Genomic DNA, 351 nt, shown 5'->3' with positions numbered 1-351 from the left:
GGCTGGAACCGGGGCGCGGTGGACAGCGGCAGGTGGTGCGCGCGCAGCGTCGCCGGGTCCGGTTCCTGGCCGGGCAGCAGCGCGGCGAGCCGCTCCAGCAGCGACGCCCGGTTCCCGGCGCCGCGTTCGTCGAACACGCCGTAGCCGACGTTCGCGCCGCCGCCCGCGATCGGGAACGACCAGGCGTAGGCCGGGACGGCGCCGCCGGCGTACTCGATCGACAGCGTCCCCGGCTCGGCGGCGACCGGGGTGTACCCGCGGATCGCCACCGCCGTCGACGACGGCGGCACCCCCGGCGCGCCGAGCGCGCGGCGGACCACCGAGTGGGCCCCGTCGGCGCCGATCACGGCC

Annotated in this window: 1 pseudogene; it reads right to left on the bottom strand. The window is 79.2% G+C overall.

The window, feature by feature from the left end:
- Positions 1-351, bottom strand: a pseudogene (locus tag GTW08_RS10715) (hypothetical protein); the annotation flags it as partial.

Origin of the sequence: Pseudonocardia sp. SID8383, assembly GCF_009864975.1 — a bacterium.
Classification (GTDB): domain Bacteria; phylum Actinomycetota; class Actinomycetes; order Mycobacteriales; family Pseudonocardiaceae; genus Pseudonocardia; species Pseudonocardia alni.
Note: the sequence above shows the minus strand (reverse complement) of the source record. Positions and strands in the feature narration are given on the sequence as shown.